At 43.4% G+C, this 21,990-nt stretch carries 18 protein-coding genes and 1 riboswitch; of the genes, 7 read left to right on the forward strand and 11 right to left on the reverse strand.

The window, feature by feature from the left end; all coding sequences use genetic code 11:
- Nucleotides 1–559: 559 nt before the first annotated feature.
- From QZZ55_RS02775 to QZZ55_RS02810, 8 genes are all read right to left on the reverse strand, one after another.
- Nucleotides 560–2,257 carry an AMP-binding protein gene (locus QZZ55_RS02775; RefSeq protein ID WP_293265073.1) on the reverse strand — a complete coding sequence of 566 codons (1,698 nt, stop codon included), beginning with the start codon at nucleotides 2,255–2,257 and terminating at the stop codon, nucleotides 560–562.
- Between the two features lie 43 nt (nucleotides 2,258–2,300).
- Nucleotides 2,301–2,885 carry a peroxidase-related enzyme gene (locus tag QZZ55_RS02780; protein ID WP_293265075.1) on the reverse strand — a complete coding sequence of 195 codons (585 nt, stop codon included), beginning with the start codon at nucleotides 2,883–2,885 and terminating at the stop codon, nucleotides 2,301–2,303.
- 27 nt (nucleotides 2,886–2,912) lie between these two features.
- A complete protein-coding gene (locus QZZ55_RS02785; RefSeq protein ID WP_293265077.1) occupies nucleotides 2,913–3,818 on the reverse strand; it encodes a hydroxymethylglutaryl-CoA lyase in 906 nt (301 codons plus the stop codon).
- Nucleotide 3,819: 1 nt separating this feature from the next.
- Nucleotides 3,820–5,808 carry an acetyl/propionyl/methylcrotonyl-CoA carboxylase subunit alpha gene (locus QZZ55_RS02790; RefSeq protein ID WP_293265079.1) on the reverse strand — a complete coding sequence of 663 codons (1,989 nt, stop codon included), beginning with the start codon at nucleotides 5,806–5,808 and terminating at the stop codon, nucleotides 3,820–3,822.
- A gap of 6 nt (nucleotides 5,809–5,814) precedes the next feature.
- Entirely contained in the window at nucleotides 5,815–6,615 is an 801-nt protein-coding gene (locus QZZ55_RS02795) for an enoyl-CoA hydratase/isomerase family protein (RefSeq protein ID WP_293265081.1), read from the reverse strand.
- A 13-nt stretch (nucleotides 6,616–6,628) separates the two neighbouring features.
- Nucleotides 6,629–8,236, reverse strand: a complete 1,608-nt coding sequence (locus tag QZZ55_RS02800) for a carboxyl transferase domain-containing protein (RefSeq protein WP_293265083.1) — start codon at nucleotides 8,234–8,236, stop codon at nucleotides 6,629–6,631.
- Nucleotides 8,237–8,324: 88 nt separating this feature from the next.
- Nucleotides 8,325–9,491, reverse strand: coding sequence for an isovaleryl-CoA dehydrogenase (locus tag QZZ55_RS02805; protein ID WP_293265085.1), 1,167 nt, complete (start codon nucleotides 9,489–9,491; stop codon nucleotides 8,325–8,327).
- 42 nt (nucleotides 9,492–9,533) lie between these two features.
- Complete coding sequence (locus QZZ55_RS02810; protein ID WP_293265228.1) at nucleotides 9,534–9,950, reverse strand: MerR family DNA-binding transcriptional regulator; 417 nt, start codon at nucleotides 9,948–9,950, stop codon at nucleotides 9,534–9,536.
- Nucleotides 9,951–10,236: 286 nt separating this feature from the next.
- Between QZZ55_RS02810 and QZZ55_RS02815 the strand changes: the two genes are divergently transcribed.
- The 6 genes from QZZ55_RS02815 to QZZ55_RS02840 all read left to right on the forward strand — a co-directional run bounded on the left by QZZ55_RS02815 (nucleotide 10,237) and on the right by QZZ55_RS02840 (nucleotide 16,192).
- Nucleotides 10,237–11,004, forward strand: coding sequence for an ABC transporter ATP-binding protein (locus tag QZZ55_RS02815; protein WP_293265087.1), 768 nt, complete (start codon nucleotides 10,237–10,239; stop codon nucleotides 11,002–11,004).
- Complete coding sequence (locus tag QZZ55_RS02820) at nucleotides 11,001–11,714, forward strand: ABC transporter ATP-binding protein (RefSeq protein WP_293265089.1); 714 nt, start codon at nucleotides 11,001–11,003, stop codon at nucleotides 11,712–11,714. The genes QZZ55_RS02815 and QZZ55_RS02820 overlap by 4 nt, the downstream gene beginning before the upstream one ends.
- A gap of 62 nt (nucleotides 11,715–11,776) precedes the next feature.
- Entirely contained in the window at nucleotides 11,777–12,979 is a 1,203-nt protein-coding gene (locus QZZ55_RS02825; RefSeq protein ID WP_293265091.1) for an ABC transporter substrate-binding protein, read from the forward strand.
- A 118-nt stretch (nucleotides 12,980–13,097) separates the two neighbouring features.
- On the forward strand, nucleotides 13,098–13,985 hold the full coding sequence (locus tag QZZ55_RS02830; protein WP_293265093.1) for a branched-chain amino acid ABC transporter permease: 888 nt from the start codon (nucleotides 13,098–13,100) through the stop codon (nucleotides 13,983–13,985).
- A 13-nt stretch (nucleotides 13,986–13,998) separates the two neighbouring features.
- On the forward strand, nucleotides 13,999–14,925 hold the full coding sequence (locus QZZ55_RS02835) for a branched-chain amino acid ABC transporter permease (RefSeq protein WP_293265095.1): 927 nt from the start codon (nucleotides 13,999–14,001) through the stop codon (nucleotides 14,923–14,925).
- An 85-nt stretch (nucleotides 14,926–15,010) separates the two neighbouring features.
- Nucleotides 15,011–16,192, forward strand: a complete 1,182-nt coding sequence (locus QZZ55_RS02840; protein WP_293265097.1) for an acetyl-CoA C-acyltransferase — start codon at nucleotides 15,011–15,013, stop codon at nucleotides 16,190–16,192.
- A gap of 61 nt (nucleotides 16,193–16,253) precedes the next feature.
- Here the strand turns inward: QZZ55_RS02840 and QZZ55_RS02845 are convergent, their stop codons facing one another.
- The 3 genes from QZZ55_RS02845 to QZZ55_RS02855 form a co-directional block, all read right to left on the reverse strand.
- Complete coding sequence (locus QZZ55_RS02845; RefSeq protein WP_293265099.1) at nucleotides 16,254–17,999, reverse strand: bifunctional diguanylate cyclase/phosphodiesterase; 1,746 nt, start codon at nucleotides 17,997–17,999, stop codon at nucleotides 16,254–16,256.
- Nucleotides 18,000–18,185: 186 nt separating this feature from the next.
- Nucleotides 18,186–18,401 (reverse strand): DUF2892 domain-containing protein, encoded by a 216-nt coding sequence (locus QZZ55_RS02850; protein ID WP_293265101.1) that lies wholly within the window; start codon nucleotides 18,399–18,401, stop codon nucleotides 18,186–18,188.
- Nucleotides 18,402–18,587: 186 nt separating this feature from the next.
- On the reverse strand, nucleotides 18,588–20,660 hold the full coding sequence (locus tag QZZ55_RS02855) for a TonB-dependent receptor (RefSeq protein WP_293265103.1): 2,073 nt from the start codon (nucleotides 20,658–20,660) through the stop codon (nucleotides 18,588–18,590).
- 54 nt (nucleotides 20,661–20,714) lie between these two features.
- Nucleotides 20,715–20,843, reverse strand: a riboswitch (TPP riboswitch).
- A gap of 245 nt (nucleotides 20,844–21,088) precedes the next feature.
- Between QZZ55_RS02855 and QZZ55_RS02860 the strand changes: the two genes are divergently transcribed.
- A partial coding sequence (locus tag QZZ55_RS02860) for a hypothetical protein (protein ID WP_293265105.1) occupies nucleotides 21,089–21,990 on the forward strand: 902 nt, incomplete at its 3' end.

Genomic DNA, 21,990 nt, shown 5'->3' on the forward strand with positions numbered 1-21,990 from the left:
GGCATTTTATTATTCATACCGTTTGTTGTTTGAGGTCTTTTGGCTTTTTGATGAGAATTGTCACGCTAAAAAATTGATCTATATCAATTAACGATAACTACATATGAGAAGATATCTACTAAAGTGTATTCAGTTTATATTCATTTTTGTTAAAGGCGGAGTATAATTACGATTCTTGTTTTAAACAAACGAGTTCATTGCAAAGGAAGTTCTACAATAAGCGATCATTTTTTTAATGGTCGCAGTGTTGCGCGCTGCGATAAAGGGGTGTTTTTGACACTATTGGTTTTTAGAGAGACGTATGTGAGTGAGTAGCAAAGTGCAGAAGTGTGAGCAGTGTGAAAAGTTGATGCAAACCCAGCAAACGAATGCGCATTTAGGTTTAGTTGAAGAGCATCACAATTTTAATGACACCTTATATAAATGTATTGTGTGTGAGTCCGTTGTACGTTTGACTCATGTTCCGCATTACTGGAGTTCTCTTAGTTCTTCGTAACGATTATTAAATCTGTAAAAAAGGCCAAGTCTTTATGGAGTTGGCCTTTTTTGTGAGCTGTTGCTAGATATCGTCTAAACCTAGCTCAGCGATAGAAATTTCACGCATTTTAAACTTCTGAATTTTTCCTGTTACTGTCATTGGAAACTCATCAACAAACTTAAAATAACGTGGGATTTTGAAATGGGTGATTTTTCCTTTACAAAATGCACGTAACTGATCTTCTGTAACGGTATCAGCATCTGCGCTTGGGTGTAGTTTGATCCATGCAATCAGTTCTTCACCATATTTCTTATCGGGTACACCGGTTACCTGGATGTCTGATATATCCGGGTGAGTATAAAGAAACTCTTCAATTTCTTTTGGATAAACGTTTTCACCGCCACGAATAACCATGTCTTTGATGCGACCAACAATTTGAATGTAGCCTTCTTCATCCATTGTTGCGAGGTCTTCAGTGTGCATCCAGCCGCCAGCATCAATCGCTTTCTCTGTTGCTTCTTGGTTGTTCCAATACTTCAGCATGACACTGTAACCACGAGTACAAAGCTCCCCGATCTCGCCGTGGCCAACAATGTTGCCGGTAGCAGGGTCAATGAGTTTTGTTTCAAGATGAGGCTGGGTGCGGCCTACAGTCGTTACCTGCTTATCAAATGGATCATCAGCAGCGGTCTGAGTAGAAACAGGGCTTGTTTCTGTCATACCGTAAGCGATCTGAACTTCTTTCATGTTCATTTTAGTATTAACGGCTTTCATTACTTCAGCAGGGCAGATGGAGCCTGCCATGATGCCTGTGCGCAACGTACTAAGGTCAAAGCTATCAAATTCTGGATGATCCAGCTCAGAGATAAACATAGTAGGCACGCCATACAAAGCTGTCGCTTTTTCTTCTGCTACTGTTTCAAGAACAGTTTTTGGATCAAAGGCTTCGTCTGGATAAATCATGGCTGAACCATGAGTCATGCAACCTAGGTTACCCATTACCATACCGAAGCAGTGATAAAGAGGCACAGGAATAACCATCCGGTCATTTTCAGTTAGGTTCATGCTTTCACCCACAAAATATCCGTTATTCAGAATATTATGATGAGTCAGTGCTGCACCTTTAGGAAAGCCTGTTGTGCCAGATGTGTATTGAATATTGATGGCGTCATCAAACTGTAGTTGGCTTTGCACTTCTTGAACTTGTTCTGCGCTGGCGTTTTCTGCCATGGCGGTGAATTGTGTCCAGCTCCACATGCCTGAGAAGTTTTCATCAGACAGGTTTATTACGCCTTCAAGAGAGGGGAGCTTCATCGATTTTAGCTTGCCTTCTGCAGATGCTTTAAGCTCTGGTGCTAGTTCAAACAGCATCTCTGTATAGTTTGAGCTTTTAAATGTATTGGCCGTTACGATGAAACGAGCTTCTGACTGATTAAGAGCGTATTCAAGTTCATGCAAACGGTACGCTGGATTAATGTTAACGAGAATAGCGCCTACTTTGGCGGTAGCGAACTGAGTAATGGTCCATTCTGCACAGTTAGGTGCCCACATAGCAATACGGTCACCACGTTTTACACCGATAGCAAGAAAAGCACGTGCAGCTTGATCAACCACGTCTTTAAGTTGGCTATAGGTATAACGCAGCCCTTGATGGCGAACGATCAGTGCGTCGTTGTCTGGGAAGGTTGCTGCTATTTCATCAAATTTATCACCAATGGTCATACCCAAAAGTGGTTTGCTGGAAGTGCCGCTGGTATAGCTTGGCAGTTTAATAGTCATAATAATCCCTGCAATATTATATTTATCAGGTCATCTATTAATTTTAAGAACCGCGATGGTTGGCGTGGTATTGCAAGTTAGGCTGCATTTCCACTGCGCTAGCAACGCGGTTAGTCATATTATAGAAACCTGTTATATTGGCGATATCCCAGATACCTTGGTCGCTGAATCCGACATCCCGTAGGGCTTGGCGGTCTGATTCAAGAATCTGGTCAGGCTGATTTGTTAATTTATCAGCAAAATCAAGCATGGTGCGTTGACGAGGCTTTAGATCAGCTGCACGATAATTCATTACCATGAGCTCTCCTAATACGGGGTCACCCGAGTACTCGCGAACGGCAGCACCATGCGCAGTGAGGCAGTAGTAACAATGGTTTTGTGCAGATACGACAACCGCTATCATCTCTTTTTCAAGCGGGGTAAGTTCACTTTCACCGAACATAAGTTCGTTATAAAAACGAGCAAATACGTCCAGCTGAGCTGTATTCTGGCTATAAGCGGCGAGAACATTCGGAACCATCCCTAGTTTCTCTTCACATTTATTGAAGTATTTCTGAAACTCGTCCGGAAGTTGTTCTTTATCCGGAATAGGTAGGTCAAGTGCGGTAATCTGCGTTGGTTGACTCATGCTACAGTGCCTCATGCTTATTATTATTTATTCACCACACGCCATGGCGAGACCTACTTTAGAACCGTTGGTGCGTCCTATTTTTTGGGTAATCCAGTTGCCGATAGGAACGAGCTTGTCTAAATCGATACCGGAATCTATACCCAAGCCGTTGAGCATATAAACCACATCTTCAGTAGCAACATTGCCTGATGCACCTTTGGCGTATGGGCAACCGCCCAGTCCTGCAATAGATGTATCGATAACGCTGACACCGTCTTGCATGACCGCATAGATATTGGCTAAAGCTTGACCATAAGTATCATGGAAATGTGCTGCCAATTGGTTCATTGGAACTTCGTTAGCGACACGAGCAAGCATTTTTCTTGCTTTTACAGGTGTACCCACACCGATAGTGTCGCCAAGTGAGATCTCGTAACATCCCATATCTAGTAGCTCACGCGCAACCGCAGCAACTTGAGCTGGATCAATGTCCCCTTCATAAGGGCAACCAAGTACCGTCGAAACATAGCCACGAATGCGAACATTGTTTTTCTTGGCGGCTTCAACAACTGGAATAAAGCGTTCAATGCTTTCGGCAATAGAGCAGTTGATGTTTTTGCGTGTGAAAGATTCTGATGCAGCACTAAAAATAGCCACTTCATCGGCACGTGCAACAATGGCGCCTTCAGCCCCTCTCATATTGGGTGTAAGGGCGGCGTAAGCCACCCCCGCTTTTCGAGTAATACCTGCCATAACCTCAGCAGCATCACCCATTTGCGGTACCCATTTAGGAGAGACAAAGCTGGCGGCTTCTATGTGACTTACACCAGCTTCGGCAAGGCGATTAATTAATTCGACCTTAATTGCCGTTTCAATCACTGGACCTGATTCGTTTTGTAAACCATCACGTGGGCCTACCTCGACGATGCGTGCTTTGCTAGGAAGGCCCATATTACGCCTCCTCAGCCGGCGTGACCGCTACGAGTGCTGCTCCATCAGATACGAGGTCACCAACAGCAAAGAATATCTCGCTGACAACCCCGTCATGAGGAGCGCGAATGCTATGCTCCATTTTCATGGCTTCCATAATAACCAGCGTATCGCCTTCAGAAACGCTCTGTCCAGGTTCCGCTAGAACAGCAACGATTGCGCCATTCATTGGAGCTGTAAGAGAACCGCCACCGCTTTGGTCGCTTTCCTCAAATGTGTGACGGAAGAGTGTGCATTGGAATTGATCTCCTTCACGGAACAGTGTCATATCATCGCCAGCAAGGTGGCCATGAATACTGAGGCGATGTCCGTTTATGACAGCTCGTAAATGGTCATCACGCAAAGTGGCAGACACTTTAAAAGAGACATTATCAACGGTGATCTCATAACCGTTTGGCTGCTCTAGAATGCTTACTTGATGGTGCTCATCCCCAACAACCCATTCCATTGGGCGAGAATAATTAGTATTCAGACGCCAGCTGGTTTGTAAGTTGAAGGGCGAGTCAGGGTCACCTTTGACGGGCTGAGATTGGCGTTCTGTTTCAAGAACATAGCTCGTTGCTAAGGCTAGTTGGCTTTGAATATCTGTTTTAGCTGTTTGAAAAAGTAAGTCGTTATGCTTTTCGATAAAACCAGTATCGAGCTCTTCATCGCGGAAAGGCTTGCTATCGGCCAATTGGCGTAGGAAGCGAATGTTGGTTTTCATCCCGCCAATGCGATAGGACTCAAGTGCGTGCACCATTCGGTTGATTGCTTGTTCGCGGTCTTCATCCCAAACGATTAGTTTAGCAATCATTGGATCATAATAAACACTAACATCATCGCCTTCGATAACGCCTGTGTCGACGCGAACATGCGCATTTTCATCGGGTGTTCGAAGATATTGTAACGTACCGGTTACTGGCAAAAAGTCATTATCAGGGTCTTCAGCATAGATACGTGCTTCTAATGCGTGGCCACGAATCTGAATATCATCCTGTTGTAATGGTAGAGGCTCTCCATCAGCAATACGTAACTGCCATTCAACCAAATCTTGGCCAGTAATCATTTCAGTAACAGGGTGTTCTACCTGTAGGCGCGTATTCATTTCCATGAAATAGAAAGAGCCATCTACGTCATATAAGAACTCAACAGTACCTGCACCGACATAATCAATAGCTTTTGCTGCTGCAACCGCTGTTTCACCCATCGCTTTACGGGTTTCTTCTGATAAGCCTGGTGCTGGGGCTTCTTCAATAACTTTTTGGTGACGTCTCTGAACAGAGCAATCACGTTCAGCTAGGTAAACACCGTTACCTTGCTTGTCACAAAATACTTGAATCTCAACATGACGTGGCTGTGTGAGGTAGCGCTCGATGAGCATGTCGGGGTTACCGAAAGCATTTTGAGACTCGCGCTGAGCGGCCGCTAAGGCTTCGTCAAACTCACCAATGTGATTTACAACACGCATCCCTTTACCACCACCACCTGCAATGGCTTTAAGTAGAAGAGGGAAGCCGCATTTTTCAGCTTCTACTTTCAAAAGAGCAGGGTCTTGATCGTCCCCGTGATAACCCGGTACCAAAGGAACATCCGCTTTAAGCATGATCTCTTTCGCAGCAGATTTAGATCCCATAGATGCAATAGCAGAAGCGGGCGGGCCAATAAAAGCAATATTGTTAGCTTCACATGCATCGGCAAATTCAGTGTTTTCCGACAAAAAACCGTAGCCCGGGTGTATTGCTTGAGCACCTGATTTTAAGGCGATATCTAAAATTTTATCGGCACGTAAATAACTTTCGCTACTTGGGGCAGGGCCTAATAAAAAGGCTTCATCTGCCATGGCTACATGGCGAGCATTACGGTCTGCTTCTGAATATACGGCGACACAGCGAATACCAAGGCGATGTGCTGTCTGAATAACACGGCAAGCGATCTCGCCACGGTTTGCAATCAAAATCTTGCTGAACATAGTGACTTACTCCTGAATCCAGTTAGGTTTACGTTTTTCTAGAAAAGCACTTAGGCCTTCCTGTCCTTCATTGCTGACACGAATGTCTGCAATACGCTTTGCCGTATCGTGGATTACTGTTTGTTCAATAACTTTATGGCTGACAGCAAAGATAAGCTCCTTGGCTGCCCGCATTCCCTGAGGGCTGTTTTTACTGAGTGTGCGAGTGAAACGTGCACAGGCATCATCAAATAGCTCTGGTGATGCAACTACTTCATGAACCAGCCCGAAATCCTGGGCAGTGGCAGCAGGAAATGCTTCTGCCGTCAGAAAGTAGCGACGAGACTGCCGCTCGCCGATGGCCCGAACAACGTAAGGGCTAATCACAGCAGGTATCAGACCAATTTTGACCTCACTTAGACAAAACTGTGCTTCCTCAGAGGCGATAACGATATCGCAGCATGCTGCAAGACCAACGGCGCCTCCGTAGGCGGCGCCTTGAACTAATCCTATTGTCGGCTTATTCAGGTCGTTAAGAAGCTCCATCAGTTTGGCTAACCGGGCAGCATCTTCTAAGTTCTCTTGGTGAGAGTTCTTAGCCATGCGCTTCATCCATGCAAGGTCAGCACCGGCAGAGAAATTTTTGCCATTTGAACGCAATATCAGTACACGAACATCATCATTGCTCGCAACATTTTCAAGTTGCGTGATGAGTTGCTCTATAACATTGTCATCAAAAGCGTTATGCACTTCAGGTCGATTTAATGTGAGCTGCGCTATTCCATCTGAACTAATGTTCAATAGGACGCGGTTGTTATTATCAGGCATATGAATCACTCCATTACATTCTGAATATGCCGAAGCGGGTTTCGCCAACAGGCTTATTCAGCGCAGCAGAAAGGCCCATGCCGATAACTGCTCGGGTTTGAGCTGGGTCAATTACACCGTCATCCCAAAGGCGAGCAGATGCATAATATGGGTGTCCTTGGTGTTCATAGGTGTCGATAATAGGTTGCTTGAAATTAGCTTCTTGTTCTGCAGACCAGTTTTCACCTTTACGTTCTTTACCATCTCGGGTTACGGTTGCCATTACGCCAGCCGCTTGTTCACCACCCATAACCGAAATACGTGCATTTGGCCACATCCATAGGAAGTTAGGGCTGTAGGCGCGGCCACACATGCCATAGTTGCCTGCACCGAACGATCCGCCGATTAAAACGGTCAGCTTAGGTACTTCAGCACAAGCAACGGCTGTTACCAGCTTGGCTCCATGCTTAGCGATACCTTCCGCTTCATATTTTTGCCCAACCATGAAGCCGGTAATGTTCTGCAAGAACAGCAATGGAATTTTACGTTGGCAACAAAGCTCAATAAAGTGAGCGCCTTTTTGCGCAGACTCACTAAATAAAATACCGTTATTGGCAATAATGCCGACAGGGTAGCCATAGATGTGAGCGAAACCTGTTACCAGTGTTGTGCCGTAATTCTTCTTGAATTCATCAAATTCAGAACCATCAGCGATACGTGCAATGACGTCGCGAACATCAAATGGCTTTTTAAGGTCGGTACCGACAATGCCGTATAGCTCTTCAGCAGGGTAGAGTGGTTCTACCGAAGGTTTGATGTTTATGTTGATCTCTTTTTTACGGTTTAGATTGGCAACGCATGTGCGAGCGATCTGTAGCGCGTGTTGATCATTTTCCGCATAGTGATCGGCAACACCCGATACTTTACAATGAACATCTGCACCGCCTAAGTCTTCAGCACTCACTACTTCACCGGTGGCTGCTTTAACAAGCGGTGGCCCAGCAAGGAAGATCGTACCTTGATCGCGAACGATAATAGACTCATCCGCCATAGCTGGTACATAAGCACCACCTGCAGTACATAAGCCCATAACGACAGCGATCTGAGGGATGCCTTTAGATGACATCCGCGCCTGATTGAAAAAGATGCGGCCAAAATGGTCACGATCAGGGAAAACATCGTCTTGCTGTGGAAGGTTGGCACCACCTGAATCTACAAGATAGATACATGGAAGGTGATTTTGCTCAGCAATTTCTTGTGCTCTAAGGTGCTTTTTAACGGTCAGAGGAAAATAGGTTCCGCCTTTAACGGTAGCATCGTTGGCGATGACCATGCATTCCTGGCCAGATACACGGCCAATGCCGGTAATAATACCCGCAGCAGGAATGTTATCTTCATACACTTTATAAGCAGCCATTTGTGACAGCTCAAGAAAAGCGGATCCTGGATCGATCAATGTATTGATACGATCGCGTGGGAGTAATTTCCCGCGCGCTGTGTGGCGTTCTTGGTAAGAAGGGCCGCCGCCTTGTTCTATAGTGCTTACCTTTTCTCGAAGGTCTGATACTGCTGTTTGCATTGACTCTTCACGAGATACGAAATCTTCAGCACGGGTATTTACTGTGGATTGGATTATCGACATATCCTGTCCTCACCAGATTCAGGTGATGCTTGATCACCAGAACCTGTATTAGTTCGATTTGATGGAATACTAGCTAATAAATAAACGCTTACTTGTTAAGGTAAAGTTCGCGACCAATTAGCATACGGCGGATCTCTGAAGTACCCGCGCCGATTTCATAAAGCTTGGCATCACGCAACAGGCGACCTGTTGGGAATTCGTTGATGTAGCCGTTTCCGCCTAATAGCTGGATAGCATCCAATGCAATTTTAGTGGCCATTTCAGCAGTAAAGAGAATACAACCTGCTGCATCTTTACGTGAAGTCTCGCCACGCTCAGCCGCCATACCATTGAGGTACACATAAGATTTAGAAGCATTCATTAGTGTGTACATATCAGCGATTTTGCCCTGTACCAGCTCAAATTCACCAATAGGTTGGCCGAACTGTTGACGATCGCGGATGTAGGGGACACAGATGTCCATAGCCGCTTGCATAATACCCAGTGGGCCACCAGAAAGAACTAAGCGCTCATAATCTAGGCCGCTCATGAGTACTTTTACGCCGCCGTTTAGTTCACCAAGGATATTTTCTTTAGGAACAGGGCAGTCTTGGAAAACAAGCTCGCAAGTGTTAGAACCACGCATGCCTAGCTTGTCTAGTTTCTGATGGCGAGAAAAACCTGGATAGTCGCGCTCTACGATAAAAGCAGTAATGCCACGAGGGCCCGCTTTAGTATCGGTTTTAGCATAAATGACATATGTGTTTGCATCAGGACCATTAGTGATCCACATTTTGTTACCATTTAGCAGGTAGTGATCGCCATTGTCACGAGCGCTAAGCTTCATAGATACCACATCAGAACCAGCATTGGGTTCGGACATTGCCAAAGCACCAATGTGTTCGCCGCTAACAAGCTTGGGCAGGTACTTTTGCTTTTGCTCTTCGGTACCGTTGCGATGAATCTGGTTTACACAGAGGTTTGAGTGCGCGCCGTAGGATAGTCCTACCGATGCAGAAGCACGACTGATCTCTTCCATTGCGATGATATGGGAAAGATAACCCATGCCAACACCACCGTACTCTTCGTCAACTGTAATACCGAGTAAACCCATGTCGCCAAATTTGCGCCATAAATCATTTGGGAACTCATTATCTACATCAATCTGTTCTGCGCGGGGAGCAATTTCTTTAGTTGCAAAGTTATTGATTTGCTCACGGAGCATATCGATTGTTTCGCCAAGTCCGAAGTTCAGTTCTGTGTATTGAGAAATCATCAGTGACATCCTTAGTGATAGCTTATTCCTTCCTGACGTTTGTCAGTCCAGGTTCGCTTTTTGTTTTTTTTTGCTCGCTAGTTCCTTAAGTGCATCGGTACAACGGGTTTCAGCACTTTCGAGTTCTAGGCGAACCATTGCGATATCGTTGAGTTGTTGTTCAAGAGCAGCTTTACGCTCAAGGATTTTATCGAGGAGGAGCGATAACTGTTTTTCGCTTCCCGATAAAGTCTCGTCCCAAAGGTCAAACAGTTCTCTCGTTTCAGCAAGCGAAAATCCTAATCGCTTGCCTCGTAAAATCAATTTGAGGCGCACTCTGTCTTGTCGGCTATAAATACGAGTCTGCCCCCGACGGCGTGGTGAGAGCAGCCCTTGGTCTTCGTAAAACCGAATGCTTCTAGTTGTGATATCAAATTCGGTTGCCAATTCGCTGATTGAGTAAGTCGACTTTTTTTCCATGTTTCTCATGCCGCGCCGTATTTAAGGTTAATGTAAAGGAAGTTTACGTAAACGTAAAGTATAAAAAGGTTGTAGACGAAGTATACATGATTATTTTTTTATTTGTTAAGTTGTTGTTATGTATAGGTTTAGCGGTCATTTATAGGGGTTTCAGGGGGGTAGTTAGACCAAAGTACTACTTGGCTTCCAGTAGGGGAAATTGCTAATTTCTATACAGCGCTTACGTACAAGGTAAGCATTCGGCGCAGCGAAAGATGCACAATAAGAACAAGAGGCATAGTACCGCATGAGTGCAGATTACGTTTTAGAAACACAGAATCTCATAAAAGAATTTAAAGGCTTTACGGCCGTAGATGATGTGAGTCTTAAAATTCAGCGAGGTAATATACATGCGCTGATCGGCCCTAATGGGGCTGGTAAGACAACCGTTTTTAACTTATTAACAAAATTTCTTACGCCAACATCAGGCACGATTTTGTTTAACGGAAATGATATTACCTCAATGCAATCTGCAGCGATTGCACGTAAAGGTGTGGTGCGATCATTTCAGATTTCAGCTGTTTTTCCACACCTTAGTGTGCTGGAAAACGTTCGTGTTGCATTGCAGCGCAAAGAAGGGAATAGCTTTCATTTTTGGAAGTCAGATAAGATCCTTAATCGTCTAAACGACAGGGCTGTAGAGCTTTTGGAGTCGGTCGGTCTGGGTGATTTTGCAGATGCTAAAACTGTCGACCTTTCCTATGGTCGAAAGCGTGCTCTTGAAATTGCCACGACATTGGCGCTTGAGCCGGAACTTATGTTGCTCGATGAGCCAACGCAGGGGATGGGGCATGAAGATGTTGATGTTGTTGCAAACTTGATTAAGCGTGTATCTAAGGATCGTACGATTTTGATGGTTGAACATAACCTTCACGTTGTTTCCAAGCTTGCAGACCAGATTACTGTATTGCAGCGTGGTGCTGTTCTTACTGAAGGTAATTATGAAACAGTTTCTGCTGATCCACGGGTTCAGGAAGCGTATCTAGGTGTGGCTGCAGAAGAGGTACAGGCATGAGTACTACACGTCCTGAAAAAATTCGCATAAACGATTTGCATGCTTTTTATGGCGAGTCTCATATTCTTCATGGAATTGACTTGTCAATCGGGCAGGGTGAGCTTGTTACCTTGTTAGGACGAAATGGTGCAGGTCGATCAACGACACTAAAAGCCATTATGAGTATGGTTGGCCGTCGAACTGGCTCAATTGTAATCAATGGTACAGAAACCATCTCAATGCCAGCGCATAAAATCGCACATTTAGGGATGGGTTTTTGCCCGGAAGAACGTGGGATTTTTTCCAGCTTGAATGTTGAAGAGAATTTAATGCTCCCCCCTGCGGTTCGCTCCGATGGTGTAAGTGTTGAAGAAATTTATGACATGTTTCCTAACTTGTATGAGCGTCGCTATAGTCAAGGCACACGTTTATCAGGTGGGGAACAGCAAATGTTGGCCTTGGCGCGCATACTGCGCACAGGTGCAAATATTTTACTACTTGATGAAATTACTGAAGGTTTGGCGCCAGTTATCGTTCAAAAATTAGCTCAAGTACTTTTGCAGCTAAAAGAACGTGGTCTCACCATTTTACTAGTAGAACAGAACTTCCGTTTTGCAGCCCCCATCGCAGATCGCCATTACGTCATGGAGCATGGCCATATTGTCGAAGAAGTATATGCGCATGAGTTAGAGGCAAAAACGGAACTTTTGAATACATATTTGGGTGTCTGATTTTTGTCAGGTATCTACTTGAAGCTATAACAATAAAAAACGCTCTAACCAGGAGAGTAACGATGAAACTAATGAATAAAACACTTCTTTCTGCTGCCATGGCAGTAGCTTTGACCTCAACTGCTGCACATGCAGACTTGTCCGATGACAAAGTTAAAATTGGTGTGTTAGCAGATATGGGTGGTGTTTATGCAGATGTCTGCGGTAAAGGCTGTCTTACTGCTGTTGAAATGGCAGTAGAAGATTTTGGTGGTTCTGTATTAGGTAAGAAAATTGAAATCGTTTCTGCAGATGATCAGAATAAGCCAGATGTAGGTTCTGCAATTGTACGTGAATGGATAGAAAGCAAAGAAGTTGATGTGGTTACTGGCTTGGTTGCATCAAGTGTAACGGGTGCTGTTACTAAAGTTACTACAGATAACAAAAAAATCGCTTTGATTGCGGCATCTGCAAGTAATGCTTTTACAACAAAAGCTTGCTCTCCTTACAATGCTCATTGGACGTATAACGTTGTGGCATTGGCAAACGGTACGGTTAAGCCAATTGTGCAATCAGGTAAGAAAAAGTGGTTCTTTATCACAGCTGATTATGCTTTCGGTCATGCTCTAGAAGGTATTGCTAGCAAAGTAATTAAAGCTGAAGGTGGTGAAGTTGTGGGTGCAGTACGTGCTCCACTAGGAACAACAGACTTTTCATCTTACATCTTGCAGGCTCAGGCATCTGGTGCTGAAGTTGTTGGTCTAGCAAATGCAGGAGCAGATTTTGTAAACTCACTTAAGACTGCTGCTGAGTTTGGCTTAACTGAAATGATGGATGTTGCAGGCTTGTTGGTATTCACGCCAAATGCTAAAGCATTGGATCCAGCTATTGCTGGCGGCATGTTGACTACAACTGGCTTCTATTGGGATCGTGATGATGCATCGCGTGAGTGGAGTGCTCGATTTAAAGCGCGTCAGGGAGTTATCCCTGCAATGCCACATGCAGGTGCTTACTCTGCAACAATGCATTACCTAAATGCTGTTAAAGCGGCAGGTACTGATGATTCGGATACGGTAATGAAGCTTATGAAGTCTACCAAACCAGATGACTTCTTCGCCAAAAATGCAACGCTACGTTCTGATGGACGTATGGTCCACGATATGTATTTAGTGAGAATCACTAAAGCATCTGAGCGTAAATCTGAAGATGATATCTTTAAGATCGAAAGCGTGATCCCTGGTGATAAGGCGTTCGCTCCTGTATTACCTGCATGTGACTTTAAATAATAAAAAATTAGCCCATCAGTGATATCACTGAACCCCACTATAACTGAGAAGTTAGGGTGGGGAGCGGGCGCGTGTTCGTATCTGTTTGTAATTCAGGTCGAATTTTAGAGGTAGAAATATGGCGACGTTTCTGGGAATCAACCTGTTTGGCTTATTCGGTCAGCTTTTGGTTGGCTTAATCAACGGATCTTTTTACGCTTTGCTGAGTTTAGGGCTGGCGATTATCTTTGGGTTGTTGAAGATCATCAACTTTGCGCAAGGTGCTATATATATGCTGGGAGCTTTCGGCGCCTATTTAGCATTACAGTACTTGGGCATTGGTTATTGGGCTGCCCTCATTGTTGTGCCGCTCGTAGTCGGTCTCCTAGGTATACTTATGGAGCGCTTCTTAATTCGACCTATCGCAAATGAAGACCATCTGTATTCCTTGCTGCTTACCTTTGGTGTAGCGCTTGTTTTACAGGGTCTGTTTACACATATGTTTGGTTCTTCAGGTCTTTCTTATGCAATTCCTGACGCTTTAAAAGGCGGTACTAAACTACCATTTATGTATCTTCCTAATTACCGTGCTTGGATTATTATTGCCTCATTGATCGTATGTGTTGGTACGTGGTGGATGATTGAAAAAACAAAACTGGGTGCATACTTGCGAGCAGGTACTGAAAACCCAGCATTGATGCAGGCCTTTGGAATAAATGTACCATTAATGGTTACATTAACTTTCGGTTTTGGGGTTGCGTTAGCAGGCTTTGCCGGTGTTATGGCTGCTCCTGTTTACTCTGTATCGCCAGATATGGGATCCAATATCTTGATTGTAGTTTTTGCCATTGTTGTTATCGGAGGGATGGGATCAATTGGTGGTGCTATCATTACGGGCTTAGGCATGGGTATTGTTGAAGGTTTAACAAAATACTTTTATCCAGAAGCTTCTAACACAGTGATTTTCCTTGTCATGGTGGTTGTATTGTTAATCAAGCCTGCCGGCTTATTTGGTAAAGAAGCCTGAGGAGGGTCCAGTTATGAAAATATCTAAATTCAATATTGTTTTGCTGGGGCTCGCTCTAGTTGCACCATTTGCCTTCTACCCTGTTCTTTTAATGAAAGTGCTGTGCTTTGCTTTATTTGCTTGTGCATTCAATCTGTTATTAGGATTTGTTGGTTTGCTGTCTTTTGGTCACGCTGTGTTCCTTGGAACCGGTGGCTATGTGACAGGTTACCTCATGATGAATACTGGGCTTACCCCAGAGCTTGGGATCCTTGCTGGTACTATCGCCTCAGGATTGTTAGGCGCTGTTTATGGAAAGTTATCAGTAAAACGTGAAGGTATATACTTTGCAATGGTGACACTGGCTTTGGCTCAGCTAATGTTCTTCGTATTCTTGCAGGCACCATTCACCGGTGGTGAAGATGGTTTGCAGGGAATTCCTCGTGGGCATTTGTTTGGGTTTATCGACCTTTCCGATAATCTTAATATGTACTACTTTGTACTTGCTATTTTCTTATTCGGATTTTGGTTAATTAACCGTACGGTGCATTCTCCGTTTGGACAGATTCTAAAAGCTATTCGTGATAATGAGCCACGTGCAACATCACTTGGCTATAATGTTAATGATTATAAATGGGCTGCTTTTGTAATATCTGCTGCGCTAGCTGGGTTAGCGGGTTCAACAAAAACATTGGTTTTCCAATTGGCTTCACTAACAGATGTGCATTGGCACATGTCTGGAGAAGTGGTATTAATGACACTGCTCGGTGGTATGGGAACCATTTTTGGTCCAGTAGTTGGTGCCGCGGTTGTTGTTGGTATTCAGAACTTCTTGTCAGGTGGTGAGCTTGGAAATTACGTTCATATCATCATGGGTCTGATATTTATAGTCTGTGTATTGGCTTTCCGTAGTGGTATTGTTGGTGAGATTCAGAAGATTGTTAAACGCAACTTCGGTTAATCTAAGTCATAGCCCTGAGCCCTGCTGATAAAGTGGGGCTTTTTTATTTAATAAAGTTAACGTTTACGTAAACTGAGGTTTAGTTATGAGTCAAGATTCAGTAGTCATTGTTAGTGCGGCAAGAACCCCAATGGGCGGCATGATGGGTAGTTTGAGCGATGTTCGTTCTCCGGATCTTTGTGCTGCGGCAATCAAAGCAGCAGTAGAGCGGTCGGGCCTTAAAGGCTCGGACATTGATGAAGTTATTATGGGGTGCGTATTACCCGCAGGCTTAGGTCAGGCTCCTGCACGCCAAGCATCTCGAGCCGCAGGTGTTCCTGATGCTGCTGGAGCTACCACAATTAATAAGATGTGTGGCTCTGGGATGAAAGCAGTAATGTTGGCTCATGATCAAATTTTGGCAGGCCAGGTTAATGTGATGGTTGCGGGAGGTATGGAGAATATGAGCCAATCTCCTTATTTACTACCTAAAGCTCGTGCTGGAATGCGCATGGGACACTCTCAAGTTATAGATCATATGTTCTTTGATGGACTTGAAGATGCTTATGAAGGTGGTTTAATGGGCGCTTTTGCTCAGAAAAGTGCTGATGATTTTGACGTTACCCGCGAAGCAATGGATGACTTTGCTATTGGATCGCTAAATAAAGCCCTTGCAGCGATTGAGTCGGGTGCATTTAAAGATGAAATCGCTCCAGTCACCATTAAAACGCGTAAAGGTGAGGTTGTTGTCGATACTGATGAACAGCCTGGTAATGCTCGAATGGACAAAATCCGTGCATTGAAACCTGCTTTTAAAAAAGATGGCACAATAACAGCAGCTAACTCAAGTTCAATTTCTGATGGCGGTTCAGCGCTATTATTGATGAAAGAGTCTGATGCCATTGCTCGTGGTTTAAAGCCATTAGCTCGTATAGCTGCACATTCAACACATGCGCAGCTTCCAGCAGAATTTACGATTGCGCCAATTGGTGCTGTTGATAAAGTATTGACTAAAGCGGGTTGGAGTAAGGATGATGTTGATCTTTACGAAATAAACGAAGCCTTTGCGGTCGTATCTATGCTGGCCATTTCAGAACTTGGTTTGGATGCAAATAAAGTTAACGTGAATGGCGGTGCTTGTGCCTTAGGTCATCCTATCGGTTCGAGTGGTTCACGTATTCTGGTAACTTTGTTGTATGCGCTCAAAAATGCGGGTAAGTCAAAAGGCGTTGCATCATTGTGCATAGGTGGTGGTGAAGCCACCGCAGTTGCGGTCGAAATGCTTTAATATTCATCAATGTATTCTAGTGCTGCATTCGTGGCACTTGAATACATCCTTTCAAGCCTGCTTATCTTTGATGATTTTGTTTATTTACGTATTCACGTAGTTTGGTTTCAGGCATAGGTTTTGCAAAATAAAAACCCTGTCCAAAATCACACCCCATAGCCTCTAGCTGCCTAGCTTGGTGACTTGTTTCTATGCCTTCTGCTACTGAATATCTTCCAAGTTTATTAATCAAATTAATGGTAGATTTAACAATGGTTTTATCTCGTTCATCATTTGACATATTGATAATAAAAGACCGGTCTATCTTAATAAAATCTACATCCAACTCTTTCAAATAAGCAAGTGAGCTCATTCCTGTGCCAAAGTCATCAACTGATAATTTCACCCCTGACTTTCTTAATTTACTAAAAGCAAGCCTTGTTGTTTGGATGTCAATCATAGATGCCGTTTCTGTTAATTCAATTTCTAGTTTTTCGGCAGGCACCTGGTAGGTTTTCAGTAAGGTTGCGATGAAAGGTGTTAGCTCTGGGTCTAACAGGTTATAAGGAGATATGTTCACCGCTATGGTGAGGCTCAAGCCTTGATCCATCCATTCACTTATTTGTTTTATAGCGATTAATAAGACATTCCTACTGAACTCATTCACCATTCCGCTTTGCTCAATAAGGTCAATAAAGTCATTGGGTGGTATCAATCCTTCTTGAGGATGCTCCCAGCGCGCCAGCGCTTCTACACCCACGACTTTTCCTGTCGTTAACTCAATTTTTGGTTGGTAGTATAAAACAAACTGCTTATGCTTTAGTGCATTGCTTAATTCGCCCCTTAGCTTCACTCTTAAAATTGAATGATTATCACTAGCGGCATCATAAAGTTTTACGCCTTGGTGTTGTCGCTTTGCTTGATACATGGCGACATCTGCACATTTTACCAGTGTGTCTACATCCTTTCCGTGCTGGGGGAAGCAGGCAATGCCTATACTGGCTGATGACTCAAGAAACGTATTATTTACTTTAACAGGTACCTTGCAGGTCTGGATAATTTGATTTGCTACCAACAGGGCTTTGTCAGCATCCATGTCTTTGCACCAAATAATAAATTCATCACCACCTGTACGTACTAAAAGGCATGAATCGGTTAGTTTTTCTCTGAATCGGTTTGCTAATGCAATGAGTAATTCATCTCCCATGGCATGTCCAAGTGTATCGTTTACTTCTTTGAAACGATCAAGATCAATCATTAAAAGAGCACCCTTTACATCTTGAGTGCTTTTCATAAGGAGCCCCTTAGTAGAGCTTGTATAATGATTAACTTTATCAATTAAATACAATCTATTAGGCAACTTAGTTAAAGGGTCATGTGTTGCCATGAATGCTAATTCTTCATTGTTTTTTTCTATCCTTCTTACAATTATGGCTGATAATACAAGTGCGCTCCAAAGAGCGATCCAGAAGGTGAGGAATGCGGTAACAGATAACCTCCTTACAATATATTGCAAGGCAAGATCTAAGGATTCAGTAGGGCGGATAAGAGTCAGTGATATTTCCTCGTCCAGGGTGCTTCTTTGTGCCCAAATAAATCGTTTTTCAGAGACGGTAATTATGCCGCTTGTATTTGGCCTAAAGTCAGCGGAAATGAGCAAGTCTTTGTAAGGATAGTTTTCTAAAGACTGTTGTTTGTAAATTTCACCTTGGATATTTATTACTAAGTAGATAGGAGCTAGTTCTGAGGTGCCAGAGTCCAAATAATTTGCGCTCGTTACAAAGGCCTCAGGGTCGGGTTGTAGGTGTTGCAACTGAGAAAATAACATTTCAGTCTGTATCTCAAGTGATTCAAGCTCAGTTGATTCACCTAAATCGACAGTGAGTCGATAAGCTACGACAATGAATATCGCAGAAACAACAACAGCTATCCCTATCGAGCTGATAAGTAATCTCGCCCGTAAACTGCTTCCAGTATGGTGGGTCAAAACTTAAGCACCTTTGATTCAGTCTGCTTATTTGCTTGTGTCAATGTTGGCGGCTTGGTAGACCATGCACCAGCCTGTTAATAGTGAAATGATATTCAAAAGACCAAATACAAGCAGGATTCCCTCAACAATAGGCTCTCCTATTAGGTCTCCTCCAAAAACACCGAAATAACAACAGATAATGCCAACGAGTCCACGAAGGGTTCGATCAACTGTGCTCAGGTTTTTTCTTGGCATTTTCATAGTTTAGCTCTGCATGCATGCCGTATCAGCATGAAAACTGAACAAGCATGTGTTGAATAGGTAAGTTTACAGAATTTAATTATAGTCGATATTTTGGGTTGTCAAATAAAGAGTGTTTGTTTTTGGTTACAGTTTTTTGTATATATAACTACTGGTTGCTATCAACCAGTAGTTATATAGAGGCGTTTAGAAATTAAGTTTTGCGGTGACTCCAATTTGACGAGGGGCGCCAAGTTGCGTGTATTTTGTATCTGCGTATCCGCTACGAGGGTCATTTCCAAAGTAGAAGCCGCGGACTGATACTTCTTGGTCAGTCAAATTACGGCCCCATAAACTTACATTCCAGTCTTTTGTTTTATATCCCACTCTGGCATTGAGAAGAGTGTATGCATCGGATTTTTGGTCATGGCTATCAGAAAAGAAATACTCGTCTTTACCTTCTACATCAAGCCCTGAGAACCAACCTTTACCGTGGTTGAAAGTTGCGCCTAATGAATATTGGTAACTAGGAGATTGTGCTGAGTCGCGCCCGTCAAATTTGGCGCTGTCATCTTTTAGTTTAGTATTTAATAAACCTAAAGACCCAAATAGAGAAACGGTTGAGTTAAGAGACCAGCGCGCTTCAGCTTCTAGTCCGTAGCTGTATGCTTCTTCAGTATTGCCTACGTAATCAACAAAACTAGTCCCACCTCCTGGGTTAGTAATTGTTCGGTAGCCCTTTATTTGAGCATCATCACGTTGTTGAATAAAGAAAGCAATTTGTGTTTGTAGGCTGTTGTCTAGCCAGTTCCCTTTGCTACCTAATTCATAATTCCATAAGTATTCAGTTTCAAATTCTTTTAAATTCTCTGGAAGCGATCCGTCAGCATTGAACCCGCCTACTTTATATCCACGAGAAATTAGGCCGTAAATAGTAGTGTTTTCACTTGCAAGATATTCCAGAGCAACTCTTCCACCTACTAAGAGGTCATCTGGGTTTGATGATGCCCCATCGTTGTCTTTGTATTCAGACTCAGAATGTTCAATACGAAGGCCAGTGGTCAAAATATAAGTATCTGAAAGAGCAGACTCTAATTGTCCATAGGCAGATATGCGTGTTGTATCAAATTCACTAGTGAAGTCATTCGCTAGATAAGTGTATACGCGACGAAGATCAGATGATCTGTTGTAGTAATAAAGCCCGGTTGCCCATGATGTAGAATTGTTAAACAGCTCTGCACCAGGGGCTGACACTAATCGAACCTCCGCTGTCGCTGTTTTGTTGTCTCGAATGTAGTTATCAAATGCATTGTATCCATCTGCATGAAAACCGTCGAACACCCAGTCTTCGTCATATCCGTACTCTAAGTCGGATTGAGAATAACTCAATGATGTCTCTAGTGTAAAAGCATCATGTCCTGTCCACGTAGACTTCAAAGCAAGGGCTGAAGTCTCTTGGCGGTCATGGCCAGGTTTATCGGATAATGTAGAACGTGTGTTATCCAATGAGAAAGCATCATAACCATTATCGATATCCGCATAAAAAGCGGTTAAATCGATCATATGATTATCAGTTGCTTCTATGCGTAATTTTCCACGAAACAGTGTTTCGTCAATATTGCTTGTATCATCTGAGCCTAAGTGTAAATTTTCAGTAAAACCGTCACTTTGATTGCTTTCAAAAGCAACACGATAGCCTATTTTCTCATTAACCGGGCCACCTACAGCTGCTGAAAAACGTCTTGTATTATGCGAGCCAATAGTTGTTTCAATATTGCCTTTCGTCATTGTGGAAGGGTCTGCAGAGCGAATGTTGATGAGACCTGCTAGTGCATTAGCTCCATAGAGAGTGCCTTGAGGACCGCGTAGTACTTCTACTTGTTCCGCATCTAGCATAGTAGCTGCACCACCAATATTACTCATGTCTATGCCATCCATGATGACGCCGACAGAAGGGTTGATTGGCCCGATAAATTGGCTTCGCTCTCCAATGCCTCGAATTTGAAAGTATTTTGCATGAGAGGCGCCACTTGATGAATTAACGTTAGGCGCAAGACTAATGAGATCTTCTAAATGGTCGGCATTACGTTCGGTGATAGTCTCTTCATTGACGACGGTGAGGCTTGTTGGAACATCTTGAAGTGCTACACCGCGAAAGCCGGAAGTTACAACGATAGAGGGAAGTGAAAAGCTATTATTTTCATCAGCTAGTGAGTGGTTTGCTGATAGAATGGCAAGTGCTAGTGCTGATTTCGTATAAGTTGATATTTTAAAGTACATTCAAGTCTCCGGATTAAGCTCAGAGACCCGGTTGAGAAGCGGGAAAATTAAGAAGAAATGAGACTTTCCTATTCCTACGCCGGTATCATCCGGATCAGGTTCAAAGGGTTCGCACTCCATATGCATCTCAGGCGAAGAGACGTGTAGCGAGTCTCTATTTCTATGCCACCCCTTAGGAATTTACTAACGTAGTAAATTGCTTGGGATTATAACGGCTACATTAATAAAAGATAGGCGCCAATACCTAACTTGATAAGTTGAGTGTGGGCCTTGTTGTTATTTGCTATGAATGATAGTGATTGGCAGGCTTTTATCGTAAATTATTTTGAGTGCGGGTATTTAAATTCATGATTTGATAGATACTAAGTGTGCGTTCATTTTTGTTTGGGATAATGTTAACTGAATATTAATACGATTTGGATTTGATAATGGATACTATCTTGCCTACAAAGACTGCAACGTGGGCTATTTCTGGATTTCTCGCCATTACTTCTTTATACATTGTGATTGGAAGTGATACGAAAGCAACATCCAATGCTGCGGAACGAACCGGTAATCCGGCGATGTATGAGAAGTGGAGTGGACGAATCGTAGAGCGCGCGCGAAAGGGTGATCTTTTTCGTTCAATTGATCTGATTAGAGAAGGTCAGCGTGAAAAGGTTATGAGTGGTTTTGAGGCGGCTGTTTTGCGTAGTCAGCTTTTGATTGAATATGGGCGCTTTACTGAAGCAGAAATGGTCCTACGTCAACTTGTTAATGACTACCCCTTAAGCGTTGCTGCACACAATGATTTAGCTATTGTGCAGCTTAATATAGGAGAATCTTCTAAGGCATTATCTGCTCTTTTATCGGCAGAAAAACTTGATGTTAACGACCAGACAATTAAAAAAAATGTTGAGAAATTGACTTCAATTATTAGCAGTGATGTAAAAAAATCTCAATCCTTAATGTTTAAGGAAGGCCTGCAACTTACTTATTTGTCGGGAAGAGGTGACCCAGTAGAACTACGATATGTTGGTGTGGATTACTCCGCATTTCAAAGTGAATTAGTAAAGAGCACCTCTAGCGAGGAGGAGGGTTCACCGAAACCCACGAGTAGCGAGATGGTTTCTGGGCCAGCAAATAAAGCCAACACTAAGAACAAAACGGCCATGGCTACATCGTCGATAAAATCCGAAGAAACTTTAAATATTGCAGAAGTAACTGAAGTAGTAAAAGCTGAAGAAGTAGCAGAAGTAGCAGAAGTAGCAGAAGTAGCAGAAGTAGCAGAAGTAGCAGAAGTAGCAGAAGTAGCAGAAGTAGCAGAAGTAGCAGAAGTAGCAGAAGTAGC

Origin of the sequence: Neptunomonas sp. (assembly GCF_016744175.1) — a bacterium.
Classification (GTDB): domain Bacteria; phylum Pseudomonadota; class Gammaproteobacteria; order Pseudomonadales; family Balneatricaceae; genus Neptunomonas.